Source organism: Nocardioides lacusdianchii, from assembly GCF_020102855.1.
Lineage (GTDB): Bacteria > Actinomycetota > Actinomycetes > Propionibacteriales > Nocardioidaceae > Nocardioides > Nocardioides lacusdianchii.
In genome coordinates this window covers 121,536-142,686 of the sequence record NZ_JADHZD010000009.1, presented here as the reverse complement: position 1 = coordinate 142,686, position 21,151 = coordinate 121,536, and the positions used below count along the sequence as shown (strand labels likewise).

Here is a 21,151-nt window from a genome sequence, read left to right as displayed (position 1 = left end):
CGCTCGCCGCCGCGCGGCGCGGACCCTAGGCTTCGGCCCATGCGCGACGTGACCTACCCCCCGATCATCGTGACCGCCAAGACGGCCTTCCGGGCCCTCGGGCAGCGTTTCCAGATGACGGGCACCGACCACGTCCCGCGCACCGGCGGCGTCCTGCTGGCCTACAACCACATCGGCTACGTCGACTTCGTCTACGGCGGCCTCGCTGCCAATCCCTCGGGTCGCCTGGTGCGCTTCATGGCCAAGCGCGAGCTCTTCGACCACCGCTGGGTCGGACCCCTCATGCGCTCCCTGCACCACATCGAGGTGGACCGCGGCGAGGGTGTGGCGAGCTTCCACACCGCCGTCGACCACCTGCGCCAGGGCGAGGCGGTCGGGATCTTCCCCGAGGCCACCATCTCGCGGGCGATGGAGCTCAAGGAGTTCAAGACCGGAGCCGTACGCATCGCCGCCGAGGCCGGCGTACCGCTCGTGCCGGTGATCATGTGGGGCACCCAGCGGATGATGACCAAGGACCACCCGCGTGACTTCTCCCGCGGCAAGACGATCGCGATCAAGGTCGGTGAGCCGATGCACGTGACCGGGGCCGACCCCGTGGGCGAGACCGCCGAGCTCCACGCCCGGATGTCGCGGCTGCTCGACGAGGTCATCGCCGAGTACCCCCCGGCCGAGCAGCCTCCCGGCTCCTGGTGGCTGCCCGCCTCGAATGGCGGCGGCGCCCCGACGCTCGAGGAAGCGGCCGTGCTCGACGCCTCGGAGAAGCGGGAGCGCGCCCGCAAACGCGCAGAGAAGCGAGCAAAGCGACAAGGCAACAAGTAGACCTGTCGACAGATCGATCTGTCGCTTTGTGGCTTTGTCGACTTAACGACTGGTGATAATCGGTGGTTGAGGTGTGAGCGAAGCGAGCCTCGAAACCACTCAAGTAGGCCAGCCCTGTCGGTGGTCGAGTAGCCGGCGAGGAACGAGCACACCCCCCTCGGTGGTCGAGTAGCCGGCGAGGAACGAGCTGGCGTATCGAGACCCTCCAGTCCACATGAGATCTCGATACGGCCCCGTCGCGCCTTCGTTCCTCAGGCGCGGGGCCTACTCGATCTGGCCGAGCCCACGCGCCGACCTCGTTCCTCGGTCGTCGCTGCTCGTCTCAGATCGGGCGGTCGTCGCGGTTGCGCGGGTCCATGATGTCGACGATCCGACGCAGGTCGTCGAGGCTGGCGAACTCCACGGTGATCTTGCCCTTGGCCTTGCCCAGGTCGACCTTCACCCGCGTCTCCAGCCGGTCCGAGAGCCGGTCCCCGAGCTCGGCGAGCCCGGGAGCGGTCGGCTTGCGGCGCACCACGCGGGGGGAGTCGTCCTCGGAGACGCCGACGGACACGATCTCCTCGAGTCCCCGCACGGAGATCCCCTCCGCGGTGACCCGACCGGCGAGCCTGTCCTGCAGGCCCGGGTCGTCGACGCTCAGCAGGGCGCGGGCGTGGCCGGCGGACAACACGCCGGCTGCCACGCGTCGTTGGACGGCAGGTGAGAGCTTGAGGAGGCGCAAGGTGTTGGAGATCTGCGGGCGTGAGCGCCCGATGCGCTGGGCGAGCTCCTCGTGGGTGCAGCCGAAGTCCTCGAGCAGCTGGCCGTAGGCGGCCGCTTCCTCGAGCGGGTTCAGCTGGGAGCGGTGGAGGTTCTCCAGCAGCGCGTCGCGCAGCATGTCGTTGTCGTCGGTCTCGCGGACGATCGCAGGGATCGTGTCCCGACCCGCCTCCTGGGAGGCACGCCAGCGACGCTCTCCCATGATCAGCTCGTAGGAGTCCTCGCCGCTCCTGCGCACGACGACCGGCTGTAGCAGGCCGACCTCGCGGATGGAGTGCACCAGCTCGGCCAGCGCCTCCTCCTCGAAGACCTGCCGTGGCTGGCGGGCGTTCGGGCGCACCTGGCTGATCGCTAGCTCAGCGAAGTAGGCGCCGGCCACGGTGCCGCCCCCGACCTGGCCAGCCTCGCTCCCGCCGTTGTTCCACGTGGAACCAGCCGTGGGGGTGCCGTTCTGTGCGCCGTCCTTCACGTCCGGATCGGAGGCCGGTGCGGGCGGCGCACTGGGGGAGGTGGGGATCAGCGAGCCCAGACCACGGCCGAGGCCGCGACGCGGAGTGGTGTTCATGCAGGGGCTCCCTTGCTGGCGATCTCGCGGGCCGCCTCCAGGTAGGACAGCGCTCCCGCCGACGCAGGATCGTAGGTCATCACCGTCTGGCCGTACGACGGCGCCTCCGACACGCGCACCGAGCGGGGCACGGCCGTCTTGAGGACCTGGTCACCGAAGTGGCTGCGCACCTCTTCCGAGACGCCGGCGGCGAGGCGGGTGCGGGCGTCGTACATGGTGAGCAGGATCGTCGACACGATGAGCTGCGGGTTCAGGTGCTGGCGCACCATCTCGACCGTCTCGAGCAGCTGGCCCAGTCCCTCGAGGGCGTAGTACTCCGCCTGGATCGGGATGAACATCTCTCGACCGGCGACGAGCGCGTTGAGTGTGAGCAGGCCGAGGGAGGGCGGGCAGTCGACGAAGACGTAGTCGAAGCGTTCGTCACCCACCTCGGCGGCGGTGCCGACCAACGGGTGGGCGTTGATCGCACGGGCGAGGCGCTGCTCGCGAGCCACCACGCTCACCAGCTCGATCTCCGCGCCGGCGAGGTCGATCGTGGCGGGCACGGCCCACAGGCCCGGGAGGTCGGCGCACGCGGTCATGACCTCGGCGAGGGGCTGGCCGTCGACGAGCATGTCGTAGGTCGACGGGGTCCCGCGGTGGTGCTCCACACCCAGCGCGGTGGACGCGTTGCCCTGGGGGTCGAGGTCGATCACGAGCACCTTCTGCCCCAGCTGGGCCAGGCCGGCCGCCACGTTGACCGTCGAGGTCGTCTTGCCGACGCCACCCTTCTGGTTGGCGACCACCATCACGCGCGTGGCGTCCGGGCGGGGGACGCCCTGCCGGCGCAGGCCGCCCGACCGCGCGAGCACCGAGTGCTGGGCGGCCTGGGCGAGGGGTGTTCCGTGATCGGTGAAGTCGTTGTCCTGGGCCGCGATGTCGGCGGCGGTGCGTACCTGCCACGTCGGTCGTGTTTCACGTGAAACGCCCGACGGGCCGGTTTCACGTGAAACCTCGGCCGACACCGCTGACTGCCCTCCAGCCTGTGGAGAACTAGGGGAAGCCTGTGGATAGTCACGCTCAGCAGGCGTACCTCGGTCGGTGGAAAACTCTGTGCGCGTCTCGGAGCCCGGGTTCGCGCTCGTGCTCTCGCTGGGACGGTCCGTCACTCGGGCCACCTCTCACTTCGGTGCGCGCGGGCTGCGCTTGGTACGGCGACTCTTGGCATCGCGGGCAAGGGGCCAACCTATCTGCGACGGGTCGGCCCACGGAACCCGGACCACCGTCGTCGGTGGATCGACGATGCCGATGCCCACCTCGGACACCTCGGGGACACCACAGCGCCACTTCTGGAGGAATGCAGACGCCGCCTCGATCTCATCGTGCACGCTCCGGCCCTTCATGGCCACCGTCGCTCCGGTCGGGGCGACCAGGGGCATGCTCCATCCGAGCAGCCTCTCCAGCGACGCCACCGCACGGGACGTCACCACGTCGAACACCTGCTCGCCGTGGAGGTCTTCTGCCCGACCGCGCCGGACGGTCACGTGGGTGAGGCCCAGCTCGTCGACCACCTCGTCCAGGAACGTCGTGCGCCGCAGCAGCGGCTCGACGAGGGTCACCCGCAGGTCGGGCCGGGCGATGGCCACGACCAGACCGGGCAGGCCGGCGCCCGTCCCGATGTCACACACTTCAGATCCCGTCGGGATCGCCTCGGCGAGGACAGCCGAGTTGAGCAGGTGCCGGTCCCACAGTCGTGGCGCCTCACGGGGGCCGATCAATCCACGGACGACACCCTCGGTCGCCAGGAGCTCGGCGTAGCGCTCGGCAAGGGTGAGCTGCTCGGACGCGAACACCCTCCGTGCCACATCGGGCACGGAGGGTGCTGTTTCACGTGAAACGTCGTCGCTCACGCGGGAAGGATCACCACGTGGCGCTTCGGCTCTGCGCCCTCCGACTCGGACGTCAGGCCGGCCGCGGCCACGGCGTCGTGGACGACCTTGCGCTCGAAGGCGCTCATCGGCTCCAGTGACATCGGCTCACCGGACTCCTTCACCTCGGCGATGGACTTCTCGGCCAGGGCGACGAGCCGGGTCCGCTGCTCGGCCCGGTGCCCGCCGACGTCCAGCATCAGACGGGAGCGCTCGCCGGTCTCGCGGTAGACGGCCAGGCGCGTCAGCTCCTGGAGGGCCTCCAGCACCTCGCCGTTGCGACCTACCAGCAGGCTCAGGTCAGCACCGCCGATCTGGACGCTGGCGCGGTCCCCCTCGACGTCCATGTCGAGGTCCCCGTCGAGGTCCGCGATGTCGAGGAGCTCCTCGAGGTAGTCGGCGGCGATGTCGCCCTCGTGCTCGAGACGCTGGACCTTGGTCAGGCGGGGGGTTCCGGACTCGTCGGTCCCGGACTGCTCGGAGCCCGACTCCTCGGGCACCTCGGCGCCTGCGGCGTCCGTGTCGGTCATCTGCTCACTCACGTGTGTCTCCTGCTTCCTTCGGGGTGCGACGCCCTCGACGGGCTCGCAGAGAACTGTGGGGTCAGCGCTTCTTCTTCTGGTTGCGCTGTGCCTTGGTCTGCCGCTGCGGCTGCTGGCGCGGCGGCTTCACCTCGGTGACGACGGGGCCCTCCGTGGCCTCGGGCTCGATCGCGATGCCCTTCTTCGCCGCCTTCGCGCGGTCGCGGTCCTCCTTGGCCTTGAAGGCCGGGGTGCCGGGCGCGGGGTTGTTGCGGATGACGTAGAACTGCTGCGCCATCGTCCACAGATTGGAGGTGGTCCAGTAGAAGAGGACACCGACGGGGAACGCGATGCCGCCGACCGCGAAGACGACCGGAAGGACGTAGAGCAGCATCTTCTGCTGCTGGGCGTAGGGACCGGACAGCGCGTCAGCCGGCATGTTCTTGCTCATCAACTGGCGCTGCGTGAGGAACGTCGTGAGCGTCATCGCCAGCACCAGGACCGCGGCCAGCACCCGCACCTCGACGCCCTCCGCGTTGAGGAAGGTGTCGGAGATCTTGCCGCCGGCGAACACGGCCGCGCTGAGCTGCTCGTTGAGCTCAGGGGTCATCAGGCCACGCTTGGTCTCCGGGTTTCGCGCAGCCTGGTCGAGGATGCGGAAGAGCGCGAGGAAGATCGGCATCTGCAGCAGGATCGGCAGGCAGGACGCGAACGGGTTCGTCCCGGAGTCCTTGTAGAGCTTCATCGTCTCCTGGGCGAGACGCTCCCGGTCGTGGCCGTACTTCTTCTGCAGCTCACGCACCTTGGGCTGGATGAGCTGCATGTTGCGACTCGACTTGATCTGCTTGACGAACAGCGGGATCAGCGCGGCACGGACCACGAGCGTCAGCCCGATGATCGACAGCACCCAGGCCAGGCCGGAGGTGGGTCCGAACAGGTCGCCGAAGACGTTGTGGAAGCCCACCAGCACGAAGGAGATCGCGTAGTAGAGCGGCGTCATGATGGCGCTGCCGATGGACACGAAGAAGTCGATCACTCAAGCTCCCTGGCTCGGGGTGGTGGAGCCCACGCCGGGGGCGCGGGAGGGGACACGGGGCGGAACCGGGTCGTAGCCGCCGTCAGCCCACGGGTGGCAGCGGCCGATACGGCGTACGGAGAGCCAGGTGCCGCGCACTGCCCCGTGCTCGGTGACGGCCTCGAGGGCGTACGCCGAGCAGCTGGGGTGGTAGCGGCAGACCTGGCCGTAGAGCGGGCTGATCGCGAACCGCCACGCGCGGATGAACCCGATCAGGAGGTGCTTCATGTGCCGCTCACCCGGTCGAGCGTACGGCCCAGGTCGGCACCGAGCGTCGCGTAGGACGCCTCGGCGGCGGCTGGGAGCGCACGCACCACGAGAGCAGCACGACCCGGGAGGCCTTCCAGGTCCGGAAGGCGCTCCCGGGTCAGGTGCCGGAGTCGTCTCTTCACGCGGTTGCGTGTGGCGGCGTTGCCCACGGCCTTGCTGACCGTGAACCCCACCTGTGTCGGTGCCGCAGGCGCGTCGGCGTCCACCCAGAGGTGGACGACCAGGGTCGCGCAACCGGCACGACGTCCGCCCCGGACGGTGCGACGGAAGTCGTCACTGTCGGCGAGGCGGTGGACAGCGGGGAGCACGGCGGGAGCCGTGGACTCGGGCCGTCAGACCGCCAGGCTCTTGCGGCCCTTGCGGCGGCGGCTGGACAGGATCGAGCGGCCGGCGCGGGTCCGCATGCGCAGACGGAAGCCGTGCACCTTGTGACGGCGACGGTTGTTCGGCTGGTAGGTACGCTTGCTCACGGCTATTTCTCCGAAGGTTTCGAGGGATGTCCACTCCACGGCGCGGTCGATGCTTGGCCACGATCAGACACTTTCGGCCGGCACCGCCCACCCACGTGGCCGCCATGAGGCGGATCGTGGACATGCGGCACCCGTCGACACGGAGCGACCGGCCAACGGTACGCGGTGGGGAAAGAGGGGGTCAAACCCACGACCACCGCCCGCGGGACACCCTGTGGATGACGTCTTGCCGCGACGGTCGTCAGGTTGTTACGTTCACAGCCTCCGCGGTGCCATGCCACCTCGGTCCGTCCAGGGTCGCGCTCGTGGTGTGGCCCGGGTCACAGAGGCTCCCAAACTGCCTCTGACCTGCGGAAACGCTGGAACGATCGTGGCGAGGCACGCCTCGGGGACGCTGTCCCGGGTCCTCGGGCCAGTCAGTTCACAGCTTGTGGACAACTCTGTGGACCACGGTTCGCCGAGTGTTCGGTGTGAGCCTTCAGACAACGGTGGAAAGCAAAGGCGGTCCGGTGGACGACCAGCAGGTAGATCTCGGGACGGCATGGCAGCAGATCGTCGAGGACCTCCAGCCCAACCAGCGCGCCTGGCTGCGTCCCAGCGTGCCCATGACGCTGCACGAGAACACCGCGATCATCGCCGTCCCCAACGACTTCACGCGAAACCAGCTCGAGGGCCGGCTGCGCAACCACATCGAGGACGCGCTGAGCGAGGGCTTCGGACGCGAGATCCGGATGCTGGTGACGGTGAACCCAGCACTCGAGGACGTCCCGTCCCCCCAGGCCGACGAGTCGACAGATCGATCTGTCGCTTTGTCGACAAATGAGCCGGCGTACGACTCGGCGTTCGACGCCGCGCCGGCGCCTCAGCACGACCACGCCGAACCCGCCCCGAGCGGCGAGCGGCGTCCGTCCGCGCTGGAGACCCGCCTGAACCCGAAGTACACCTTCGAGACCTTCGTCATCGGCTCGTCCAACCGGTTCCCCCACGCGGCCGCCGTCGCAGTGGCCGAGGCGCCGGGCAAGGCGTACAACCCGCTCCTGGTCTACGGCGAGTCCGGCCTCGGCAAGACGCACCTGCTCCACGCGATCGGCCACTACGTGCGCAGCCTCTACAGCAACGCCAAGGTGCGCTACGTCTCCAGCGAGGAGTTCACCAACGAGTTCATCAACGCGATCCGCGACGACCGGCAGGACCGCTTCAAGCGGCGCTACCGCGACGTCGACGTGCTGCTGATCGACGACATCCAGTTCCTCGAGGGTAAGACCCAGACGCAAGAAGAGTTCTTCCACACGTTCAACACCCTCCACAACGCCAACAAGCAGATCGTGCTGACCTCCGACCGCGCGCCCAAGCGCCTCGAGGCGCTCGAGGACCGCCTGCGCAACCGGTTCGAGTGGGGTCTCATCACCGACGTCCAGCCGCCGGACCTCGAGACCCGCATCGCGATCCTGCGCAAGAAGGCCGCGATGGACCGCCTCACCGCGCCGCCGGACGTGCTGGAGTTCATCGCCTCCAAGATCCAGACCAACATCCGCGAGCTCGAGGGCGCGCTGATCCGGGTCACGGCCTTCGCCAACCTCAACCGCCAGGAGGTCGACATGACCCTGGCCGAGATCGTCCTCAAGGACCTGATCCCCGAGGGCGGCGAGCCCGAGATCACCCACGCACTGATCATCGCCCAGACGGCCGCCTACTTCGGCGTCTCGCTCGAGGACCTCACCGGGCCCTCCCGCGGTCGCCACCTCGTCATGGCCCGCCAGATCGGCATGTACCTCTGCCGTGAGCTGACCTCGATGTCGCTGCCGCAGATCGGCCGCGAGTTCGGCGGACGCGACCACACGACCGTGATGTACGCCGACCGCAAGATCCGCCAGCTGCTCGCCGAGCGACGCGCGGTCTTCAACCAGGTCAGCGAGCTCACCAACCGGGTCAAGATGCAGGCGCGCCAGGTCTGAGGGTCCCTCACGACGTGCGACACGGGGCGCGATGCTCCACGAGGTGTGGAGAACTTGTGGTTCGGATCGGCGCTTCGTCCCCACCCCCTGTGGACACCTCGGGACGAATGACACGAAGGACGCCGGAGTCCACACCCCACAGCGAGTTCACCGTGCTGGGTGCACACCCCTCATCCACATGCTTTCAGGGCGCTGACCTGCAGAGATGCCGGTTGTCCACAGTTTCCACCGACCCTATGACCACTATGAACCTCAAGACTGTTCCGATCACCCACCAACGTCTACCGGCCCTTCCTCTGGGGAGAACCCTGCCGGGGCGCCGGGTGCGCGTGGCAGGATGCACTTCCCACACGCCTGCGTGTGGTCCCTGTCTGCCTGCACGTCCCACGCTCCACCTCTCATCGAGGAGACCCCAGTGAAGTTCCGCGTCGAACGCGACGTCTTCGCCGATGCCGTTGCCTGGGCTGCCCGCAGCCTGCCGGTCCGCCCGAGCTCGCCGGTCCTGGCCGGCCTGCTCATCGAGGCCAACGACGCCGGCCTGATGCTGTCGACGTTCGACTACGAGACCTCGGCCCGCGCCACCCTCACCGCGGAGGTCAACGACGAGGGCAGGGCGCTGGTGAGCGGTCGCCTGCTGGCCGACATCTGCCGCAGCCTGCCTGCGAAGCCGGTCGAGCTGACCCTGGAGGGTCCCCGCGTCTCGCTGACCTGCGGCTCCGCGCGCTTCAGCCTCCAGACCATGCCGGTCGCCGACTACCCGACGCTGCCCGAGATGCCCTCCGCCACCGGCACCGTGTCGAGCGCCGACTTCGCGCACGCGGTCGCCCAGGCGGTCACGGCCGCCGGTCGCGACGACATGCTGCCGGTGCTGACCGGCGTACGGATCGAGATCGACGGCTCCACGATGGCGCTCCTCGCCACCGACCGCTTCCGCCTCTCGCACCGCGAGCTCACCTGGAACCCGCAGTCCCCCGACGAGTCGGTCGCCGCGCTGGTGCCGGCCAAGGTGCTCGGCGACACCGCGAAGTCGCTGACGTCGGGCGCCGAGGTCACCATCGCGCTCAGCGCCAGCGGCGCCGGCGAGGGCCTGATCGGCTTCGAGGGCACCGGCCTGGGCGGGGTACGCCGCACGACGACCCGCCTGCTCGACGGCGAGTTCCCCAAGGTCCGCTCGCTCTTCCCGGCCGAGCACCTCACCATCGCCAAGGTCAACAAGGCCGAGCTCATCGAGACCGTCAAGCGCGTGGCCCTCGTCGCCGAGCGCAACACCGCGGTGCAGATGAAGTTCGGTGACCACCAGATCGTGCTCGACGCCGGGTCCGGCGACGAGGCGATGGCGACCGAGGCGGTCGACGCCGACATCACCGGCGACGACCTCACCACAGGCTTCAACCCCCAGTTCCTGCTCGACGGCCTCACCGCCATCGACGGCGAGTTCGTCGACCTCGCCTTCACCCAGGCCACCAAGCCGGTCGTGATCTCCGGGACCGACGCCGACGACGCCGGGTCCTTCCGCTACCTGCTGATGCCGCGGCGCCTACTCTCCTGAGCCGGGCGGCCGACGCAACCCCTCGCCGGTCGAGTAGCCGCACAACCCACTCGCCGGTCGAGTAGCCGCACAACCCACTCGGTGGTCGAGTAGCCGCACAACCCACTCGGTGGTCGAGTAGCCGCACAACCCACTCGGTGGTCGAGTAGCCGCGAGGAACGAGTGGCGTATCGAGACCTCGTGGATCACGTGGGTCTCGATACGCCCTGACGCGACCTCGTGCCTCGGTCGCGGGGCTACTCGACCTCCTCCGCCACGCCGCGTGCTCCTGCGTCGCACCCGGCTAGGCTGCGGACATGGACATCGGACTCATCGGACTGGGCAAGATGGGCGGCAACATGCGCGAGCGCATGCGCCGCGCAGGACTGACGGTCGTCGGCTACGACCGCAACCCCGACGTCAGCGACGTCGACTCGCTGGCCGCGCTCGCCGAGGCGCTGCCCAGCCCGAAGGTCGTGTGGGTCATGGTCCCGGCCGGCGACGCCACCCGCGCCACGGTGAAGGAGCTCGGCGAGCTCCTCGGCGAGGGCGACGTGGTGGTCGACGGTGGCAACTCGCGCTGGACCGACGACATCGCCAACGCCGAGCTGCTCGCCGCGAAGGGCATCGGCTACGTCGACTGCGGCGTCTCCGGCGGCGTCTGGGGCCTGGAGAACGGCTACGCCCTGATGTACGGCGGCGACGCCGACGACATCTCGAAGGTGCAGCCGGCCTTCGACGCGCTGGCCCCCGAGGGTGACTTCGGCTCCGTCCACGCCGGCAAGGTGGGCGCCGGGCACTTCTCGAAGATGGTCCACAACGGCATCGAGTACGCCATCATGCAGTCCTACGCCGAGGGCTGGGAGCTGCTCGAGAAGGTCGACATGGTCGAGAACGTGACCGAGGTCTTCCGCTCGTGGCGCGAGGGCACCGTGATCCGCTCGTGGCTGCTCGACCTCATGGTCGCCGCGCTCGACGACGACCCGGGCCTGAGCCAGATCGCCGGCTACGCCGAGGACTCCGGCGAGGGCCGCTGGACCGTCGAGGCCGGCATCGAGAACGCCGTCGCCACTCCCGCCATCACGGCGGCGCTCTACGCGCGGTTCGTCTCGCGCCAGGACGACAGCCCGGCCATGAAGGCCGTGGCCGCGATGCGCAACCAGTTCGGCGGCCATGCCGTGCGCACCGCTGCCCCCAAGGGCGGCGACGTCGAGGACGGCGGTTCCGCCGACCAGACCGAGACCGCGAAGAAGGCCGGTGCCGGCACTGCCGAGGAGCCCAGCGAGAGTTGAGACCTTGCACGTCGCCCACCTGAGCCTGCACAACTTCCGCTCCTACGCCGACCTCGACGTCGCGCTGGAGCCGGGGGCCACGGCCTTCATCGGCCGCAACGGGCAGGGCAAGACCAACCTCGTCGAGGCGATCGACTACCTCTCCCGGCTGTCCTCGCACCGGGTCGCCACCGACGCACCGCTCATCCGCGCCGGCGCCGACCAGGCGGTGGTGCGGGCGTCGGTGGTCAAGGAGGGGCGTACGGCCCTGCTCGAGGTGGAGCTGAACCCCGGTCGCGCCAACCGGGCTCGCATCAACCGGTCCCCGCTGCCGCGGCCGCGCGAGATCATCGGCCTGGTGCGCACCGTCGTCTTCGCCCCCGACGACCTGACGCTGGTCAAGGGCGACCCGTCGGACCGTCGCAAGATGCTCGACGACCTGCTGGTGCTGCGGACCCCGCGAATGGCCGGGGTGCGCTCGGACTACGACCGGATCCTCAAGCAGCGCAACAGCCTGCTCAAGACCGCCGGGATCGCGCGCGGGTCGTCGCGCGACGCCGCGATGGCGACGCTGGAGATCTGGGACGACAACCTGGCCCGGGTCGGCGCGGAGATCCTCGGCGCGCGCCTGCGGCTCGTGGAGGACCTGCGCCCCTACCTCGGCAAGGCCTACGAGGCGGTGGCCCGCGGCGCGAGCCGCGACGACGCGGACCTCGAGTACAAGCCCAGCATCGACCTGTCCTCGGTGGTTGAGGAGCGAGGAGCGCAAGCGACGAGCCTCGAAACCACGTCCGAGGAGGGCCTCGAGGCTCGCTCCGCTCGCACCTCGGCCGCCGGGCTAGAGACGGCGTTGCTCGCAGCGATCGCCGCACGGCGCAAGGACGAGCTCGACCGCGGGGTCTCGCTCGTCGGCCCGCACCGCGACGAGCTGCTGCTCACCCTCGGCACGGGGTCCGGGCCCGACGACCTGCGCCTGCCGGTCAAGGGCTACGCCTCCCACGGGGAGTCGTGGTCGTTCGCGCTGGCGCTGCGCCTGGCGTCGTACGACCTGCTCCGCGCGGACGGCGACGACCCGATCCTCGTGCTCGACGACGTCTTCGCCGAGCTCGACGCCGAGCGTCGCAGCCAGCTCGCCCAGCTCGTCGCGGGTGCCGAGCAGGTGCTGGTCACCGCGGCGGTAGCTGCTGACGTTCCCGCGTCGCTGCAGGGCGTGCGCTACCTCGTCGCGGACGGCGAGGTGACCCGTGACGCCTGAGGACGGGCCGACGCCCGGCGAGGAGGCGACCCCCGACCCGGCCGTCGAGCGAGAGCCCGAACCGGAGCACCGCGCCGACGGTCTCGACCTGGCGCGTGCCGCCGCCCGCGCCGCAGCGGCGAGCGCCAGCACCCAGCCCGCGCGTCGGAAGGCGGCGCCCTTCCGGCGGCGTACGCGCACCACCTCCTCGGGTGCGCGCCCCGACGACCGCGACCCGCAGCTGCTCGACCAGGCGATGGGAAGGCTGATCGCCAACCACGGCTGGGAGCTCGACCTCAAGGTCCAGGGCGTCTTCGGCCGCTGGGCCGAGCTGGTCGGCTCCGAGGTCGCCGACCACTGCACGCCCGAGTCGTTCGACGACGGTCGGCTCGTCGTGCGCACCGACTCCACCGCCTGGGCCACCCAGCTCAAGCTGCTCGCGCCCTCGGTCGTACGCCGCCTCAACACCGAGCTCGGGCACGGCACGGTGACCGTGATCGAGGTGCTCGGGCCGCACCTGCCGAGCTGGACCAAGGGCCGGCTCTCCAGCCGCGACGGCCGGGGACCGCGCGACACCTACGGATGAGCCGGAATGCCGATCTGAGGGCCCCGCGCCGGTAGGGGGACCCACCGACCCCCCTGTTCGGCGCTGTGAACCGGCCTCATGGGGCCCCTGAGGGCACTTTTTTGCCCCCGTCGTCCCCAACTCACGGGTCGGGCCTTCGGTGGGAGCGCCTGAGGCAGTAGTATGGACGTACGAGTCGCACGTCTGGCTGCCTGTGGCAGCAGCAGCGACTCGACTCATGTCGAACGCCCTTGCAGGCGACGGGAAGAAGGCTGTGCCTTGAGCGAAGAGAACGACGAGTTCACCACCGAACCGACCACCGACTCGCAGGCACCCGGACCCGACGCTCCCCCCTCCCCCGCGGAGGCCATCGCCGAGTCGGTGGAGGCTGCGCAGGAGGAGGCGGCCGAGGTCGTGGCGGAGAAGCGTTCCTCGACCGCGGTCGACGAGGCCTTCGAGTACGACGCCTCCGCGATCACCGTCCTCGAGGGCCTCGAGGCGGTGCGCAAGCGCCCCGGCATGTACATCGGGTCCACCGGTGAGCGCGGCCTGCACCACCTGATCTGGGAGATCGTGGACAACGGCGTCGACGAGGCGCTCGCCGGCTACGCCACCCGCATCGTCCTGACGCTCCAGGCCGACGGCGGGGTGCGCGTGGAGGACAACGGTCGCGGCATCCCGACCGACACCGCGCCCGGGCAGGAGATGCCCGCGCTCACGATGGCGCTGACGATGCTCCACGCCGGCGGAAAGTTCGGAGGCGGCGGCTACAAGGTGTCCGGCGGCCTCCACGGCGTCGGCGTCTCGGTCGTCAACGCGCTGTCGACCCGCCTGGTCGCCGAGGTGAAGAACCGCGGCCACCTGTGGCGCCAGTCCTTCCAGCTCGGCGTGCCCGACGCCGACCTCGCGCAGGTCCGCGCGCTGGAGGACGGCGAGGGCACCGGCACCACGGTGACCTGGTACGCCTCGGAGGACATCTTCGAGCACACCACCTACAACCTCGAGACCATCACCTCGCGCCTGCGCGAGATGGCGTTCCTCAACAAGGGCGTCGAGTTCGTCGTGCGCGACGAGCGGGCCGACGCGGAGTCGCGCGTCGACGCCATCCAGGACGAGACGGTCGACAACTCGATCGACAACGCCGGCCACGACGCGATCAAGCGAGCGGAGACCGGCGGTCTCGAGCAGGTCTTCAAGTACGACCGCGGCCTCGTCGACTACGTCGAGCACCTCAACCGCCGCAAGGACAAGGCCAACGTCACCGTCATCTCCTTCGAGGCCGACACCCCCGAGTCGGTGGAGAACCACATGAGCCTCGAGGTCGCGATGCAGTGGAACACCTCCTACACCGAGTCGGTCCACACCTTCGCCAACAACATCAACACCCACGAGGGCGGCACCCACGAGGAGGGCTTCCGCGCCTCCCTCACCTCCCTGGTCAACCACTGGGGCGAGGAGTGGGGTCTGATCAAGAAGAAGGAGGACCGCGTCTCGGGCGACGACATCCGCGAGGGCCTGACCGCGATCGTCTCCATCAAGCTCGCCGAGCCGCAGTTCGAGGGCCAGACCAAGACCAAGCTCGGCAACACCGAGGCCAAGGGCTTCACCCAGCGGATCATGAACGACCAGCTCGGTGCGTGGTTCGAGGAGAACCCGGCCGAGGGGCGCGACATCGTGCGCAAGTCGCAGGCCGCGGCCAGCGCCCGCATCGCCGCGCGCAAGGCCCGTGAGCTCGCCCGCGGCCGCAAGGGCCTGCTCGGCGGCGGCGGCCTGCCCGGAAAGCTCAGCGACTGCCAGTCGACCAACCCCGCCGAGTGCGAGGTCTTCATCGTGGAGGGGGACTCGGCCGGCGGCTCCGCGCGCCAGGGCCGCGACCCGCGCATCCAGGCGATCCTCCCGATCCGCGGCAAGATCCTCAACGTCGAGAAGGCCCGCATCGACAAGGTGCTCGCCAACTCCGAGGTCCAGGCGATCATCTCCGCACTCGGCACCGGCATCCACGAGGAGTTCAACCTCGAGAAGCTGCGCTACCACAAGGTCGTGATGATGGCCGACGCCGACGTCGACGGCCACCACATCAACACGTTGCTGCTGACGCTGCTCTTCCGCTTCATGAAGCCGCTCATCGAGCACGGCTACGTCTACATGGCCCAGCCGCCCCTCTACCGCCTGCGGTGGAACAAGCCCGCCGAGCACGAGTTCGTCTACTCCGACGCCGAGCGCGACGCGCTGCTCGCCGACGGGCAGGCCCAGGGCAAGAAGCTGCCCAAGGAGAACCCGGTCCAGCGCTACAAGGGTCTCGGCGAGATGAACGCCGACGAGCTGTGGGAGACCACGATGGACCCCGACGCGCGCCTGATGAAGCAGGTCGGCCTCGAGGACGCCGCCCAGGCCGACGAGATCTTCTCGATCCTGATGGGCGAGGACGTCGAGCAGCGCCGCTCCTTCATCCAGCGCAACGCCAAGGACGTCCGTTTCTTGGATATCTAGGCCGCTAGCCGAATCTACGAGCAGCCCTAGACATCCCTAGAACGCAGGAGAGAACCACATGACTGAGACCCCCACCGGCACCGGCGCAGGCGGCTTCGGGTTCGGCGACGACCGCATCCAGCCGATCGAGCTCCAGACGCTGATGCAGCAGTCCTACATCGACTACGCGATGACCGTGATCGTCGGGCGCGCGCTGCCCGACGTACGTGACGGGCTGAAGCCGGTGCACCGCCGCATCCTCTACGCCATGTACGACGGCGGCTACCGCCCCGACCGCGGCTTCTCGAAGTGCTCGCGCGTCGTCGGCGACGTGATGGGTCAGTACCACCCCCACGGCGACACCGCGATCTACGACACCATGGTCCGCCTCGCGCAGCCGTGGGTCCTGCGCTCGCCGCTGATCAACGGCCAGGGCAACTTCGGCTCGCCGGGCAACGACTCCGCCGCCGCCATGCGCTACACCGAGTGCCGGATGGCGCCGCTGGCGATGGAGATGGTGCGCGACATCGACGAGGACACCGTCGACTTCCGCCCCAACTACGACGGTCGCTCGCAGGAGCCGACCATCCTGCCCTCGCGCTTCCCCAACCTGCTGGTCAACGGCTCGGCCGGCATCGCGGTCGGCATGGCCACCAGCATCCCGCCGCACAACCTCCGTGAGGTCGCCGAGGCCGCGACCTGGGCGCTCGAGCACCCCGATGCCACCAAGGAGGAGCTGCAGGACGCCGTCATCGAGCGGATCAAGGGCCCCGACTTCCCCAACGGCGCGCTGATCGTGGGCCGCCAGGGCATCGAGCAGGCCTACCGCACCGGACGCGGCTCGATCTCCCAGCGCGCCGTCGTCGAGATCGACGAGGACGCCAAGGGCCGCACGATGCTCGTCATCAGCGAGCTCCCCTACATGGTCAACCCGGACAACCTCGCGCTGAAGATCGCCGAGCTCGCCGACTCCGGGCGCATCCAGGGCATCTCCGACGTGCGCGACGACACCAGCTCGCGCACGGGCCAGCGCCTGGTGATCATCCTCAAGCGCGACGCCGTGGCCCGGGTCGTGCTCAACAACCTCTTCAAGCACACCGAGCTGCAGACCAACTTCTCGGCCAACATGCTGGCGCTGGTGGACGGCGTGCCCCGCACGCTCCCGATCGACCAGTTCATCTCCAACTGGGTCACCCACCAGATCGAGGTCATCCAGCGGCGTACGCGCTTCCGCCTCGCCGAGGCCGAGCGCCAGGCCCACATCTACCGCGGTCTGGCGAAGGCGCTCGACGCCCTCGACGAGGTCATCGCGCTGATCCGTCGCAGCCCCGACGTCGAGGAGGCCCGCGGTGGCCTCATCGCGCTGCTCGACATCGACGAGGTGCAGGCCAACGCCATCCTCGAGATGCAGCTGCGTCGCCTCGCGGCGCTGGAGCGCCAGAAGATCATGGACCGCCTCGCCGAGCTCGAGCGCGTGATCGCCGACCTCGAGGACATCCTGGCCAACGAGCCGCGCCAGCGTCAGATCGTCTCCGACGAGCTGAAGGAGATCACCGACAAGTACGGCAACGACCGGCGTACGCAGATCATCGCCGCCGACGGCGACCTGTCGATGGAGGACCTGATCCCCGACGAGGACCTCGTCGTCTCCATCACCCGCGGCGGCTACGCCAAGCGCACCCGTGCCGACCAGTACCGTCTGCAGAAGCGCGGCGGCAAGGGCGTGCGCGGCGCGACCCTGCGCGGAGACGACGTCGTCCAGCACTTCATCGCGACGACCAACCACCACTGGTTGCTGTTCTTCACCACGGCCGGTCGCGTCTACCGCACCAAGTCCTACAACCTGCCCGAGGCTGCGCGTGACGCGAAGGGCGGCCACGTGGCCGGCCTGCTGAGCTTCCAGCCCGACGAGGACATCGCCCAGGTGCTGGCGATCCGCGACTACGAGCAGGCTCCCTACCTCGTGCTCGCCACCCGCACCGGCCTGGTCAAGAAGACCAAGCTCGGCGACTACAACTCGCCCCGTCAGGCCGGCGTCATCGCGATCAACTTCCGCGAGGACGACGACGAGCTGATCGGCGCCGAGCTGGTCAACGGCGACGACGACATCCTGCTGGTCTCCCGCAAGGGCCAGTCGATCCGCTTCAAGGCCGACGACGAGCAGCTGCGCCCGATGGGCCGCGCCACCGGCGGTGTGCGCGGCATGAAGTTCCGCGACGGCGACTCGCTGCTCTCGATGTCGGTCATCCGCGCCGACCAGGTCGCGGCCGAGGAGGCGGTCGAGGGCGACGCCGCCGCATCGGAGGAGGTCAAGGAGCAGTACGTCTTCACGATCACCGACGGCGGCTTCGCCAAGCGCAGCCGCATCAGCGACTACCGCCTGCAGTCCCGCGGCGGCATCGGCATCAAGGCGATGTCGCTGTCCAACGAGGACCGCGGGGGCCTGGTGGGCGCCTTCATCGTGGAGGAGGAGGACGAGGTCCTCTCCATCACGAGCAGCGGCCAGGTCGTGCGCAGCCCGATCGACGCCAACTTCCGGCCCACCGGCCGCTCGACGATGGGCGTGAAGTTCGTGACGCCGAAGAAGGGCGACACCGTGGCCGTCGTGGCCCGCTCCGTGGAGGCCAAGGTCGCCGAGGAGGCGGCCGACGCAGCGGGCGTGGACACGAGCGCCGACGAGGCCGGTGCCCCGGTCGACGAATCGCAGGACGTGGCCGACGGTGCAACAATCGAGGCTCAGGACGCCGCTGACGCGAGCGTCCAGGTGTCCGACGAGCTGGGCGCCGACGAAGACACCGAGGAGTGATCCATGTCGGACCGCACCGCGACTCCGCGTCGTACGTCCGGGGATGAGCCTGCCCGCAGGTCCCTCACCGGACGCCTGCAGGACACGTTGTCCAACGCTGCCGAGGAGCACCGCGCCAACGCCGACTCCAAGGCTCCGCGTGGCAACCGCGCACGCCGGGAGGCGGGGCGCCAGCCCCGTCGCGCCCGGCTGCGGCTGACCCGCATCGACCCCTGGTCGGTGATGAAGACGTCGTTCCTGCTGTCGGTCGCCTTCGGCGTGGTCACCTTCGTCGCCATCTTCATGGTGTGGTCGGTGCTCGGCGCCGCCGGCGTGTGGGACTCGATCAACTCGGCCGTGGCGAGCATCGTCGAGGGCGACAGCGGCAACTCGACCTTCGACATCACCGACTACGTCGGCATGTCGCGGGTGCTCGGCTTCACGCTGCTGGTCTCGGTGCTCGACGTGGTCCTGCTGACCGCGATCGCCACCCTGACGGCCTTCCTCTACAACCTCGCCGCCGCCCTCCTCGGCGGCATCGAGGTCACCCTCGCCGAGGACGAGAAGTGATCTGACCGTCCTCTCCGGGTCTCGGTGGTTGAGGTGCGAGCGCAGCGAGCCTCGAAACCGACCCCTCGATTGGCACCGCCTGACCACCCTCAGGTAATCTTCGGCGTCGTCGCTTGCGACGTGTGCGGGCCTATAGCTCAGACGGTTAGAGCGCTTCCCTGATAAGGAAGAGGTCGGAGGTTCAAGTCCTCCTAGGCCCACTCCATCCCTTCGCTCCACGAGGAGAGTCCATGAAGAAGCTCCTGCTCCTCGCCCTCGCCGCTGGCGGCGCGCTGGTCGCGAAGAAGAAGATGGACGAGGGCAAGCACGAGCAGGCCCTCTGGGCCGAGGCCACCGACACCGTCGAGAAGGCCTGACGCTCCACTCCGCTTCACCGGGGGCCTTGGCGCAATTGGTAGCGCACCTGCTTTGCAAGCAGGGGGTTGCGAGTTCGAGTCTCGTAGGCTCCACCAGCAAAACTCCAGGTCAGCCTGGGGTTTTGTTCTTTTCTGGACTGTTCTGGTCGACTTCGAGATCGGCCTCTAGGGGGACTGGTGGGGGAAAGGAGACGGGCTCAACCGTCCATGCTTTGGGCCGGCTAGAATCGGCGCCTCCGGAACATTCGAACGCGTCACCTACCCGGTCAGGACTACGAGGCCCCTGAGACTGACGCTCCGGAAAGCCGCACATCTCGTGCGCACACGCAGCACAGAGCCGTTGTCTAATAGCCGGCGGCGTCTGACGCCGATCCTTTAGGAGCTCAGCCTGGGTTTCCGGTGGCCAGGACGAGGTGCCGGCGGTCAGTTGTGAACCCGCGAAATTGCCTGGAGCGGCGACGTTCGCCTGGACGATCTGTGGGTGCGCGCCCGTCAGGCCCCGTAGGCTGTCGGCACATGCCTCCCACCCTGCGTGCCGCCACATACGAACTCGAGTTCGATGACCTGTACGCCCGGATGTGGGACATCGCGACCGACGACCGCGGCGACCAAACCAGGCTGTATGAGCCAGCACCCCGCGATGCGCTCAAGTGGCTCATCGCCGACCTGGCCGGGACTCCCGCTGAGTCGGGGCGCACGACCCCTGAGAACGACGCCATCCGCCGCCAGGTGCACCGCGTGCTCAAGGATGAGGGCTGGGCCGAGCGACTCAGCGAGACCCGCTTCCGCCTCCTCCGCCCGCCATCTAAGGCTGACGAGTTCGCCGCGCTCCACACCCTCATGTCTGTCATTCCGGCGGGTCGATGGACCACCTATGGCGACGTGGGGTCGTTGGTCGATGTGCACTCACGAGGTCTGGGTAGCCACATCAAGAGCTGCTCACACTGCCCGAATGCCGTCAGGGTGCTTACATCTGGCGGACAACGACACGGCAGCGGCTTCCGTTGGAGCAACCCCGACCGGAACGACGACCCCAACGACGTCCTCGAGCAGGAGGGCGTCAGGTTCGAGAACGGTCGCGCCGCCCCGGAGCAATACCTGCCTGCACTTGAGTTGGCCCGACTCTTTGCTTCGCGCCAAGTCCGACAGGAGTCATTCGATTGGCCCACAATCGAGTGGGTAAAAGTGCCGGTTGACCGTGAGTCGCAAGAGCCGAACGGATCCCCGATCAGGATGCGGCACTTCCTAGACTGCTCCCACTGGTTTCGCGGCGCCGACGAGCGGCTGCTGGGGGAGCCACCTCTGCTCGCCACTAATGACCAGATGCGCGGTCTCCCGGCGTGCCTTACCTGCGTCGCGAAGGCCAAGAGCGCGAATAATCCCGCCCGCGGACCTCGTATGACCGCGTCTCCTGCTTCGATCACCGCCCCTGAAGCGAGCCAATTCCTTCGCCCGCGCGACATCGCTACCGACGGCATCGCCCTAATCGCTGTCCGACGGGAGCAGCGATTTCTTCGACACCACCTCCTAGACGACCGCACTGAAGCGCCGTGCGCCATCTGCGGACGCCTTCTCCCATCGCGACTTCTCGTCGCGGCACACATCGCACCGCGATACACCCTGAGCGAAGCCGAGCGCCTCGACTTCACCTCGGCCGCGATGCTGGCGTGCACACTCGGCTGTGACGCCCTCTTCGAACACGGATACATCGCAGTCGACGACGAGGGCCACCTCCTGGCGCACCGCGATGCCGGGAGTGAGGCGCTGAGCCTCATCGTGTCCGAGCTCACTGGCCGCCGGGTAGAAGCGTTCGGCCCCGCCACCGCGCCCCGGTTCTCGAGCCACCGCACACTGCATCAAAGCTGACCGAGACGGGAACCTCGACCCCTGATGCTGCGGAATGGCTCACTCTCGATGCGCGCGGATCGCGGCGTGAGCGGTCACTCGTTTGGCTGCGGGGCGGCAGTGAAGCGCCACGACCGCTCCCGGGGACGGCGATGTGTCGGTTCCGGCTGGCAAGATCGAAACACTG

General features: G+C 68.9%; 19 protein-coding genes and 2 tRNA genes. 13 read left to right on the top strand and 8 right to left on the bottom strand.

The window, feature by feature from the left end; genetic code table 11:
- Positions 1-39: 39 nt before the first annotated feature.
- Complete coding sequence (locus IRX98_RS14375; protein WP_224277855.1) at positions 40-819, top strand: lysophospholipid acyltransferase family protein; 780 nt, start codon at positions 40-42, stop codon at positions 817-819.
- Positions 820-1,141: 322 nt separating this feature from the next.
- Here the strand turns inward: IRX98_RS14375 and IRX98_RS14370 are convergent, their stop codons facing one another.
- From IRX98_RS14370 to rpmH, 8 genes are all read right to left on the bottom strand, one after another.
- Positions 1,142-2,143 (bottom strand): ParB/RepB/Spo0J family partition protein, encoded by a 1,002-nt coding sequence (locus IRX98_RS14370; RefSeq protein ID WP_224277854.1) that lies wholly within the window; start codon positions 2,141-2,143, stop codon positions 1,142-1,144.
- Complete coding sequence (locus IRX98_RS14365; protein ID WP_372456092.1) at positions 2,140-3,147, bottom strand: ParA family protein; 1,008 nt, start codon at positions 3,145-3,147, stop codon at positions 2,140-2,142. The genes IRX98_RS14370 and IRX98_RS14365 overlap by 4 nt, the downstream gene beginning before the upstream one ends.
- Before the next feature lie 156 nt (positions 3,148-3,303).
- Positions 3,304-3,987 (bottom strand): 16S rRNA (guanine(527)-N(7))-methyltransferase RsmG, encoded by a 684-nt coding sequence (gene rsmG / locus IRX98_RS14360; protein WP_224277853.1) that lies wholly within the window; start codon positions 3,985-3,987, stop codon positions 3,304-3,306.
- A 41-nt stretch (positions 3,988-4,028) separates the two neighbouring features.
- On the bottom strand, positions 4,029-4,580 hold the full coding sequence (locus IRX98_RS14355; RefSeq protein WP_235745719.1) for a Jag family protein: 552 nt from the start codon (positions 4,578-4,580) through the stop codon (positions 4,029-4,031).
- A 73-nt stretch (positions 4,581-4,653) separates the two neighbouring features.
- Positions 4,654-5,607 carry a membrane protein insertase YidC gene (yidC, locus tag IRX98_RS14350; protein WP_224277851.1) on the bottom strand — a complete coding sequence of 318 codons (954 nt, stop codon included), beginning with the start codon at positions 5,605-5,607 and terminating at the stop codon, positions 4,654-4,656.
- Positions 5,608-5,874, bottom strand: a complete 267-nt coding sequence (gene yidD, locus IRX98_RS14345) for a membrane protein insertion efficiency factor YidD (protein WP_224277849.1) — start codon at positions 5,872-5,874, stop codon at positions 5,608-5,610.
- Positions 5,871-6,224 (bottom strand): ribonuclease P protein component, encoded by a 354-nt coding sequence (rnpA, locus tag IRX98_RS14340; RefSeq protein WP_224277847.1) that lies wholly within the window; start codon positions 6,222-6,224, stop codon positions 5,871-5,873. Before rnpA ends, yidD begins: the two co-directional genes overlap by 4 nt.
- Before the next feature lie 24 nt (positions 6,225-6,248).
- Positions 6,249-6,386, bottom strand: a complete 138-nt coding sequence (gene rpmH / locus IRX98_RS14335; protein WP_056156542.1) for a 50S ribosomal protein L34 — start codon at positions 6,384-6,386, stop codon at positions 6,249-6,251.
- Positions 6,387-6,856: 470 nt separating this feature from the next.
- Between rpmH and dnaA the strand changes: the two genes are divergently transcribed.
- The 12 genes from dnaA to IRX98_RS14275 all read left to right on the top strand — a co-directional run bounded on the left by dnaA (position 6,857) and on the right by IRX98_RS14275 (position 20,985).
- Positions 6,857-8,341: a chromosomal replication initiator protein DnaA gene (gene dnaA / locus IRX98_RS14330; protein ID WP_372456091.1), complete on the top strand. Its 1,485-nt coding sequence runs from the start codon at positions 6,857-6,859 to the stop codon at positions 8,339-8,341.
- A 415-nt stretch (positions 8,342-8,756) separates the two neighbouring features.
- Positions 8,757-9,890 carry a DNA polymerase III subunit beta gene (gene dnaN / locus IRX98_RS14325; protein ID WP_224277845.1) on the top strand — a complete coding sequence of 378 codons (1,134 nt, stop codon included), beginning with the start codon at positions 8,757-8,759 and terminating at the stop codon, positions 9,888-9,890.
- Positions 9,891-10,186: 296 nt separating this feature from the next.
- Positions 10,187-11,161 carry a phosphogluconate dehydrogenase (NAD(+)-dependent, decarboxylating) gene (gnd, locus tag IRX98_RS14320; RefSeq protein WP_224277843.1) on the top strand — a complete coding sequence of 325 codons (975 nt, stop codon included), beginning with the start codon at positions 10,187-10,189 and terminating at the stop codon, positions 11,159-11,161.
- Positions 11,162-11,165: 4 nt separating this feature from the next.
- Positions 11,166-12,395, top strand: a complete 1,230-nt coding sequence (recF, locus tag IRX98_RS14315; RefSeq protein WP_224277841.1) for a DNA replication/repair protein RecF — start codon at positions 11,166-11,168, stop codon at positions 12,393-12,395.
- On the top strand, positions 12,385-12,960 hold the full coding sequence (locus IRX98_RS14310) for a DciA family protein (RefSeq protein ID WP_224277839.1): 576 nt from the start codon (positions 12,385-12,387) through the stop codon (positions 12,958-12,960). The genes recF and IRX98_RS14310 overlap by 11 nt, the downstream gene beginning before the upstream one ends.
- 393 nt (positions 12,961-13,353) lie before the next feature.
- The gene (gyrB, locus tag IRX98_RS14305) at positions 13,354-15,429 is read left to right on the top strand and encodes a DNA topoisomerase (ATP-hydrolyzing) subunit B (protein ID WP_224277941.1); all 2,076 of its coding nucleotides are present in this window, start codon (positions 13,354-13,356) and stop codon (positions 15,427-15,429) included.
- 58 nt (positions 15,430-15,487) lie between these two features.
- Entirely contained in the window at positions 15,488-18,214 is a 2,727-nt protein-coding gene (gene gyrA, locus IRX98_RS14300) for a DNA gyrase subunit A (RefSeq protein WP_224277837.1), read from the top strand.
- A gap of 3 nt (positions 18,215-18,217) precedes the next feature.
- Positions 18,218-18,763 carry a DUF3566 domain-containing protein gene (locus tag IRX98_RS14295; protein WP_224277835.1) on the top strand — a complete coding sequence of 182 codons (546 nt, stop codon included), beginning with the start codon at positions 18,218-18,220 and terminating at the stop codon, positions 18,761-18,763.
- A gap of 126 nt (positions 18,764-18,889) precedes the next feature.
- Positions 18,890-18,963, top strand: a tRNA-Ile gene (locus IRX98_RS14290).
- Positions 18,964-18,993: 30 nt separating this feature from the next.
- On the top strand, positions 18,994-19,119 hold the full coding sequence (locus IRX98_RS14285; protein WP_224277833.1) for a DLW-39 family protein: 126 nt from the start codon (positions 18,994-18,996) through the stop codon (positions 19,117-19,119).
- Positions 19,120-19,139: 20 nt separating this feature from the next.
- Positions 19,140-19,215 (top strand) — tRNA-Ala (locus tag IRX98_RS14280).
- Positions 19,216-19,635: 420 nt separating this feature from the next.
- Positions 19,636-20,985 carry an MGMT family protein gene (locus IRX98_RS14275; RefSeq protein ID WP_224277831.1) on the top strand — a complete coding sequence of 450 codons (1,350 nt, stop codon included), beginning with the start codon at positions 19,636-19,638 and terminating at the stop codon, positions 20,983-20,985.
- Positions 20,986-21,151 lie beyond the last annotated feature (166 nt).

Bases quoted from the DNA above. Each gene is read 5' to 3' on its own strand.
- gyrA (WP_224277837.1), top strand. From the start codon at position 15,488: ATGACTGAGACCCCCACCGGCACCGGCGCAGGCGGCTTCGGGTTCGGC.
- IRX98_RS14375 (WP_224277855.1), top strand. From the start codon at position 40: ATGCGCGACGTGACCTACCCCCCGATCATCGTGACCGCCAAGACGGCC.
- IRX98_RS14370 (WP_224277854.1), bottom strand. From the start codon at position 2,143: ATGAACACCACTCCGCGTCGCGGCCTCGGCCGTGGTCTGGGCTCGCTG.
- IRX98_RS14275 (WP_224277831.1), top strand. From the start codon at position 19,636: ATGCCTCCCACCCTGCGTGCCGCCACATACGAACTCGAGTTCGATGAC.
- IRX98_RS14285 (WP_224277833.1), top strand. From the start codon at position 18,994: ATGAAGAAGCTCCTGCTCCTCGCCCTCGCCGCTGGCGGCGCGCTGGTC.
- yidD (WP_224277849.1), bottom strand. From the start codon at position 5,874: ATGAAGCACCTCCTGATCGGGTTCATCCGCGCGTGGCGGTTCGCGATC.
- IRX98_RS14295 (WP_224277835.1), top strand. From the start codon at position 18,218: ATGTCGGACCGCACCGCGACTCCGCGTCGTACGTCCGGGGATGAGCCT.
- gnd (WP_224277843.1), top strand. From the start codon at position 10,187: ATGGACATCGGACTCATCGGACTGGGCAAGATGGGCGGCAACATGCGC.
- IRX98_RS14355 (WP_235745719.1), bottom strand. From the start codon at position 4,580: ATGACCGACACGGACGCCGCAGGCGCCGAGGTGCCCGAGGAGTCGGGC.